Origin of the sequence: Bacillus sp. ILBB4, assembly GCF_035064545.1 — a bacterium.
Classification (GTDB): domain Bacteria; phylum Bacillota; class Bacilli; order Bacillales; family Bacillaceae_H; genus Priestia.
The window spans coordinates 1-4,611 of the sequence record NZ_JAIQVD010000031.1 but is presented as its reverse complement, the minus strand read 5'-3'; the positions used below and the strand labels follow the sequence as shown (position 1 = coordinate 4,611).

Here is a 4,611-nt window from a genome sequence, read left to right as displayed (position 1 = left end):
GATAAATGGTCACTTGGTATGTATAAGAGATTTCTAGTTAGGGAGCCATAAAGATATAAAAGTGAAATAAAAAAGGGAGAAGAATGATGAGTGAAAACAAACAAATATGGTCTGATTTTATTGAGGAGGACCGATTTGAACTACATTCGTACCTTACTTATTTATTTAAACAATGTCACGATGAGAACCTAAGAAAGTTAGAAGGTGAAAATATAAAAGAATAAACTTATAAATAAAGCAAATCGGAAGGATAAAAAATGAAAATGAATATAATGTAGGCGACCTTATGATTCTAATCGGATGAATAGGTCGTTTATTGCTGTTATAAACCTTTTTATAAGAAGCTGATTTGATGTCAAAAGAAAACGAAATGTTAAATTCGAGGATTAATTTATGTAAATAGATTAAAGATTTACTAGAAGAAATAGAGCAGGGGAATTTAGTTTGAAAAAGAATATATATAAAATAAAACCTCCTAATTCTCTTTGAAGCTGGTAAGGAGAAAGTCTAATTATTAGTTTATCAATGATTTCTTTTTAGTGATCTTAATATGGTATTAGTGCAAAAATCATCAAATCAAGCTAATTAAATTGCCCATTGGATTAACATTCCTTTGCTGCAGGGATAATTTTTCTCTTCCCCACTACCTTCTACGCGTATCCATACAAGTTCCCGTTTTCTAATATAATACGCTTATGTAACAGCTTGCAATATTACGTAGCATTTTCATTATAGAAAGTAGAGTGTTTTTTCTATACGCAGTTAAAAAGTTTTCCCGTTCAGCTTATAGTAACTATGTGGTATCCGGTTTTTAACCGTCTGAATTTTAGAAGGAGGAATACCTTGTGAATACAGCTGTTAATGAATTGTATGATTTTGGAACAGTCGTAAAGAGGAAGCTATTAAATAATAATCTTTATGCTCATTATTTGAGTGATGCCATGAGAAGAGGAAATCATTTTGATTTTTTATATTATTTTTTGACAGCAACTGTAGATAGTCAAACACCTATACCTGAACAGGTCTCTACTGTTTTTTTGAAGGTTCTTAGCGATAAAACTAAGTTGAGTGATCTTACTCCATTTATCATGGGAATGGTCGGGAAATAAACAAAAGTTAAGAGGTGTATGTCTTAAATCCTTTAATTGAGGAACCCATTGAGGAATCGGTTTAATAGTTCAGTTTAATCGGGATATGAATATGATTTAAAGATACGTCAATTACATTCGTTCCAATGATCAAATAAATCGATTAAATAACAGGAGGAGCACTTTATATGGATACTATATTAAGAGTATCATCAATATCAAATCCAAATTTAGTTGCAGGTGCAATTACAGCTGTGTTTAGAGAAAGAGGTAATGTAGAAATTCAAGTAATGGGAGCCGGCGCTTTAAATCAAGCGATTAAAGCCGTTGCGATTGCAAGGGGATTCGTAGCTCCCAGTGGTGTTGATTTGGTTTGTGTTCCTGGGTTTACAAATATTTTAATCGATAATAAAGAACGAACAGGAATCAAATTAATTTTAAGCCCAAGAAAAAAACGATAGATTTGCGTTAAATAAAAAGGACTTTTTAGCATGTTATTGCCAATAATTCACATTATGTTAACTAAAGACAGAAATCATATATATCTTAAAAACAGAAATAACTACTGGCTCATCAGGGACCAGTAGTTTTTCCTGTAATTACTCAATTAATTTTTATAAAAAATATTAAGTTTATCCCATATTTCCTCAAGAGACTCTAGTTTACCTTGAAAATTTTCTTCTTTTTCTTTTCCTACGGATATGATTAATGCATTTATAAGACTAAGTGGAGCTACAAATGAATCAATAAAAGTCGGCATCTGACTAGATGCTGTTAATGGGATATCTGCATAAGGTATTAGAGGCGATAATAGATTATCTGTTATTGCAACGGTTGTTGCTTCTTTTTCCTTTGCATATGAAAGAACTTTTAGTGTACTTTTTGTATATCGTGCAAAACTAATTCCAATTACTACATCATCTTCATTTAAATCATATATACGTTCTGATACATTCTCAATTGAGTGAATAAGCTCGACTTGTTCTAAAAGGAATTGCAGGTAGTACTGTAAAAATACACCTAAAGCTGTAGCACTTCTATTTGCCACAATATATACTCTTTTAGCTTTGACCAGGCTCTCTACCGCACTTTTAAAAACCTCTATATCTAACTTATCTAAAGTAGATCTAATGTTTGAAATATCGTCTAAAAAGATATCGTATACGCTTTGATTTTGATCATTATATACTTCTTTGGAAATCTTGAGCCTCTCAGTTGTTGTCAACTGTTGTTGGGCAGAGTTTTGCATGTATTGTTGAAGTTCTGGATAACCGGAATATCCTAAAAAAGTAGAAAAGCGCACAACAGTCGCAGGGCTAACCCCTGTAATCTTGGCTAACTTATCTCCAGTTAAAAAAGGAACCGTATTAGGATTTTCTAAAATGTATTTAGCTATCCTCAAATTTGATTTACTCATAGTAGGCATCTGTTCTGCAATATGCTTATATACATTCTCCATTTAATTTAATAATCTCCTTCATTCTAATCAAGTTATGTATACTAAAAAAATAGTTTAAATTATATATCACTTATTATAAACTAAAATACCCTTCAAAGAATTGATCAGTTTTAGAATACCCTTCTAGTGTGTAATTTTTCAAAACTTACCAATAACGACTAGTCTCTCCTTTTCCGAAAACATGTACATATTAAATTGAAGCATGTAATAAAAATAAGAGCTATAACAAATTATGCATCTGCATAGTTGTTATAGCTCGCAATAAATTCAGGATTTATTTATTGATTACACGCTTAATTGCTTCGTCATGTGCTGATACTGTAAGTTGGATATCTTCTTCTGTGTGAACAACGGACATAGAGTAACGGTTAAGTGGCTTCGTATAGATACCTAGTTTCAATAACTCATAATCAATTTTTTTACGTAATTTTGTATCTGATTTACTCATATCACGATAATTTTTAATATTTCCTTCACCGAGAATAATATTAAAAATACTACCCATACCAATGGTTTGCATAGTCAACCCGTGGGATTTATATACTTCTTCTAATTGGTCCCTTAATAATTGAGTTTTGGCAAGTAATTGGTCCATTGTACCTTCCTGCTCCAATACATTAATTGTAGCTAAACCTGCTGCAAGTATAGTTGGATGACCATTGTATGTCCCACTATGGTATAGAGGATCTTGTTTATTCTTATTCTCTGCTCCAGCTGTTAAAATATCACGTCCACCTCTAGCAGAACTAATCATCATAATGTCTTTTTTACCACCAATAGCCCCTACCGGAAAACCTCCCCCAAGTACTTTTCCTAAGGCAGTAATATCTGGTTTAATTCCATAGATTTTTTGTGCTCCCCCAAGCGAAATTCTAAAACCTGTCTTTACTTCATCAAAAATCAACACAATATCAAGTTCCTCTGTAATTTTACGAAGGCCAGTCATGAAATCTTGATCAGCTGGGATAAATCCACCTTGAATAGGTTCTAAAATTACACCTGCCAGCTCGTGAGCATGAGCTTTTAAAATCTTTTCTGTTGCTTCTAGATTATTAAATGGAAGAATCACTGTATTATCAAGATAATAATCTGGCAGTCCTCTTGATTCCCCTACTGCTTTAGGAGTGGTTGCTTCCCCTGCCTTATCTATATCAGGATTAACACTTACTAAAACTTGATCATATCCCCCATGATAATGACCTTCAAATTTCGCAATCTTTTCTTTACCTGTATAGGCAACTGCTGTTCGAATAGCTAAAAGTGTAGCTTCTAACCCTGAGTTTGTATAGCGAACCATTTCAATACCAGGATATAATTCAACTAATTTTTCTGCCATCGTTGTTTCCATTTTGTGTGGTGTACCGAAAATAGTTGTACCCGACTCCATCATTTGTTTTGTTACAGCCTCAAATACTTGTGGATGTCCGTGTCCTAAGATGAGAGCACCATAACATAAGAGATAATCAATATATTCGTTTCCATCCACATCAAAAAGTTTACTTCCTTTTCCTTTCTCCATGATTAGGGGGTGTGGATCAAAATACTTAATATTCGCTGTGACACCTCCAGGAATTACTTCACATGCTTTGTTAAATAAGCTTGCAGACTTTTTAGTCTTTTCGGAAAGTAATATCTCTTCTTGCATTTTCATAAAAAAACCTCCACTGTTTTATTGAAAATAAAGAAATTATAATTTCAAAAATATTATATCATGAAATATATATTTCAAAAAAGGGAGATTTTATTTATAGAAAATAATCTTAAATAACAGACCCTCTATAGAAAAAAACATTGTGTTATCTAATATGTATATTTTGCGGGCAGCTAATTTGATTTGGATCCAATACTTTAATATATAAAGACTCATTCTAATTACTTAATTTTTTTAAGTATTTATAAAAATATTTCATGATTTCCTAAACATTGTTATAAAATCATAATATTCTGTTATCTTTTATTTAAATTGTAAGCGTTTACATATATAATAAGAATTAGGTTGGATAGCAAGCGTGGCTGTCATTGTATATGGCGTAGGTGGGGCCAGTACAAGATAAAAATAGCTTA

5 protein-coding genes are annotated in these 4,611 nt (G+C 32.0%); 3 read left to right on the top strand and 2 right to left on the bottom strand.

Translation table 11 applies throughout. The annotated features are described in order from the left end of the window. Positions 1-86: 86 nt before the first annotated feature. From LAV82_RS31125 to LAV82_RS31115, 3 genes are all read left to right on the top strand, one after another. The gene (locus LAV82_RS31125) at positions 87-224 is read left to right on the top strand and encodes a hypothetical protein (protein WP_499717646.1); all 138 of its coding nucleotides are present in this window, start codon (positions 87-89) and stop codon (positions 222-224) included. 621 nt (positions 225-845) lie between these two features. After that, entirely contained in the window at positions 846-1,109 is a 264-nt protein-coding gene (locus LAV82_RS31120; RefSeq protein WP_211080154.1) for a hypothetical protein, read from the top strand. A gap of 167 nt (positions 1,110-1,276) precedes the next feature. Beyond that, positions 1,277-1,549 carry a stage V sporulation protein S gene (locus LAV82_RS31115; protein WP_499717645.1) on the top strand — a complete coding sequence of 91 codons (273 nt, stop codon included), beginning with the start codon at positions 1,277-1,279 and terminating at the stop codon, positions 1,547-1,549. A gap of 146 nt (positions 1,550-1,695) precedes the next feature. Here the strand turns inward: LAV82_RS31115 and LAV82_RS31110 are convergent, their stop codons facing one another. Next, a complete protein-coding gene (locus LAV82_RS31110) occupies positions 1,696-2,547 on the bottom strand; it encodes a MurR/RpiR family transcriptional regulator (RefSeq protein WP_211080153.1) in 852 nt (283 codons plus the stop codon). A 274-nt stretch (positions 2,548-2,821) separates the two neighbouring features. Next, positions 2,822-4,198, bottom strand: a complete 1,377-nt coding sequence (locus LAV82_RS31105; protein WP_211080152.1) for an aspartate aminotransferase family protein — start codon at positions 4,196-4,198, stop codon at positions 2,822-2,824. Positions 4,199-4,611: the final 413 nt, after the last annotated feature.